The organism is Microbacterium sp. HMWF026 (assembly GCF_003061325.1).
Lineage (GTDB): Bacteria > Actinomycetota > Actinomycetes > Actinomycetales > Microbacteriaceae > Microbacterium > Microbacterium testaceum_E.
In genome coordinates this window covers 1-2729 of record NZ_QAJB01000361.1, presented here as the reverse complement: position 1 = coordinate 2729, position 2729 = coordinate 1, and the positions used below count along the sequence as shown (strand labels likewise).

The window sequence follows — 2729 nt, the reverse complement described above, 5'->3', positions numbered from 1 at the left end:
ATGTCGGAGGCCCCGCTTAGACTTGACCCCGCCATGACCGACGCCTCCACGCCTCTCATCGTCGGCGGTCCCGCACCGTCGGACGCCCGCCCCGACGCCGACCTCCTGCAGGGGCTGAACGGCCCCCAGCGCGAGGCCGTCACCTATCGCGGGCAGGCGTTGCTCATCGTCGCCGGTGCCGGGTCGGGCAAGACCAGCGTGCTCACGCGCCGCATCGCCTCGCTGCTGCGTACGCGCGAGGCCTACCCCAGCCAGATCCTCGCGATCACCTTCACCAACAAGGCCGCGGGCGAGATGCGCGAGCGCGTGCACCAGCTGATCGGGCAGAAGGCCGACGGCATGTGGATCTCGACGTTCCACTCCGCGTGCGTGCGCATCCTGCGGCGCGAGGCCGAGCAGTTCGGCTTCACCAAGTCGTTCACGATCTACGACTCGGGCGACTCCCGCGCGCTCATCAAGCGGCTGGTCAAAGAGCACGAGGGCGATTCGTTCGGCCTCACGCCGGCTGGAACGCAGAGTCGCATCTCCAAGCTCAAGAACGAGCTCGCCGACGCCGAGTCCTACGCGCGGTCCGCCAACATGAGCGACCCGGCCGAGCGCGTGTTCGTCGAGATCTTCTCGTCCTACCAGCGCGAGCTGCAGCGGGCGAACGCCTTCGACTTCGACGACCTCATCGCGCAGACCGTGTATCTGTTCCGCGCCTTCCCGCAGGTGGCCGACGTGTACCGCAAGCGGTTCCGGCACATCCTCGTCGACGAGTACCAGGACACCAACCACGCGCAGTACGCGCTCATCCACGAGCTGACGCGGCCCGTCGGATCCGACGCCGAACCCTTCTCGTCGGGCGGGATGATGATCTTCGAGGCGGAGCCCGCGGGTGACGACGCCGCGTCGCTCACCGTCGTCGGTGACTCCGACCAGTCGATCTACGCGTTCCGCGGCGCCGACATCCGCAACATCAGCGAGTTCGAGCGCGACTACCCCGGCGCCAAGGTCGTGCTGCTCGAGCAGAACTACCGCTCGACGCAGAACATCCTGTCGGCCGCCAACGCGGTCATCGCCAACAACTTCGACCGCAAAGACAAGAAGCTCTGGACCGACGTCGGCGCCGGCGACCCGATCATCGGCTTCACCGGCTACTCGCAGCACGACGAGGCGCAGTTCGTCGCCGACGAGATCGAGTCGCTGCACAAGAAGGGCCTGCCGTACTCGGGCGTCGCGGTGTTCTACCGCACCAACTCGCAGTCCCGTGCGCTTGAAGAGATCTTCATCCGCTCGGCGGTGCCCTACAAGATCATGGGCGGCACCAAGTTCTACGAGCGCGCCGAGATCAAGGACGCCCTCGCCTACCTGATCGCCGTCGCCAACCCCGCCGACGGCATGGCGGTGCGCCGCATCCTGAACCGTCCCCGTCGGGGTATCGGAGACGTCACCGAGACCGCGATCGCCCGTTACGCCGCCGAGCACGGCATCACCTTCCGCGACGCGCTCGCGAACTCCGCGCAGATCGGCGTGGGGCCCAAGCTGCAGAAGGCCATCGATCAGCTCGACGCCGTGCTCACCGAAGCGACGGCGATCATGCTGCCGGCATCCGGAGAACTCGCTCCCTCCACCTCGGTCACCGAAGGACTCACGCTGCTGCTGAACAAGAGCGGCTACTTCGACGCGTTGCGGGCGAGCAAAGACCCGCAGGACGAAGCGCGCCTCGAGAACCTCGACGAACTCGTCGCCGTCACCCGCGAATTCGCGCGCAACAACCCCGAGGGCACGATCATCGACTTCCTCACCGAGGTGACCCTCGTGGCCGATGCCGACGACCTCGACGACGCGTCCGGGTCGGTGTCGCTCATGACCCTGCACACCGCCAAGGGCCTCGAATACGACGCCGTGTTCCTCACCGGCGTCGAAGAAGACCTGCTGCCGCACCGCATCTCGGCCAACGAGCCCGGCGGACCTCAAGAGGAACGGCGCCTGTTCTACGTCGGCATCACCCGCGCGCGCAAGCGCCTGCACGTGTCGCTCGCGATGACCCGCGCGCAGTTCGGCGAGGTCACCGTCGCCATGCCGAGCCGGTTCCTGCAAGAGATCCCCGCCGACCTGATCGACTGGCGTCAATCGCCGGGAGATGTCAACGGACGCGGGGGATCGCAGTCCCGAGCGCTGAACGCGCGGGGACGCCGACCCGGCCAGCCGGGCGGCAACCGCTACGGCGACGACCTCGTGCCGCTGCCCAAGCGCGCCCCGGCCGACCCCAGCAAATTCCCCAACCGCATCCCGGCCAAGGTCCGCGACAACGGCGACATGCAGCTCGCCGCCGGCGACCGCATCCGGCACGACGACTTCGGCGAAGGACGCGTCGACGCCGTCACCGGCGAGGGCGCGAAGCGCGTCGCCCACGTGCGCTTCGACACGGTCGGGCCCAAGAAGCTGCTCGTCAAGATCGCGCCCATCAGCAAGCTGTAGGGCGGGCCGTCGCGGCCGCCACGGGGGAGCGCCCGGATAGGCTTGCCCAATGGCTCTCTTCTCGCGCCGCAAGAATTCCGACTCCGACGACGCATCGGTCTCCCGGCCCGACTCCACAATCGAACCGGGCGAACAGCCCGTCGACCCCTCGGGTCCGAGCGACGCCGCCCCCGCGCCCGCGGCGGCCGAGACGACCCCGACGGTCGGCATCTCGATGTCGTCCTTCCGTGGCGTCGGCGCCGGCCCCGACACCCCCGCCGCCGAGT

General features: G+C 68.6%; 1 protein-coding gene and 1 pseudogene. Both read left to right on the top strand.

Features of this window, described 5'->3' with window-relative positions; genetic code table 11:
- The first annotated feature begins 33 nt into the window (after window positions 1-33).
- Window positions 34-2463, top strand: coding sequence for an ATP-dependent helicase (locus DBR36_RS13455; RefSeq protein ID WP_108320183.1), 2430 nt, complete (start codon window positions 34-36; stop codon window positions 2461-2463).
- Window positions 2464-2512: 49 nt separating this feature from the next.
- Window positions 2513-2729, top strand: a pseudogene (locus DBR36_RS13450) (hypothetical protein); the annotation flags it as partial.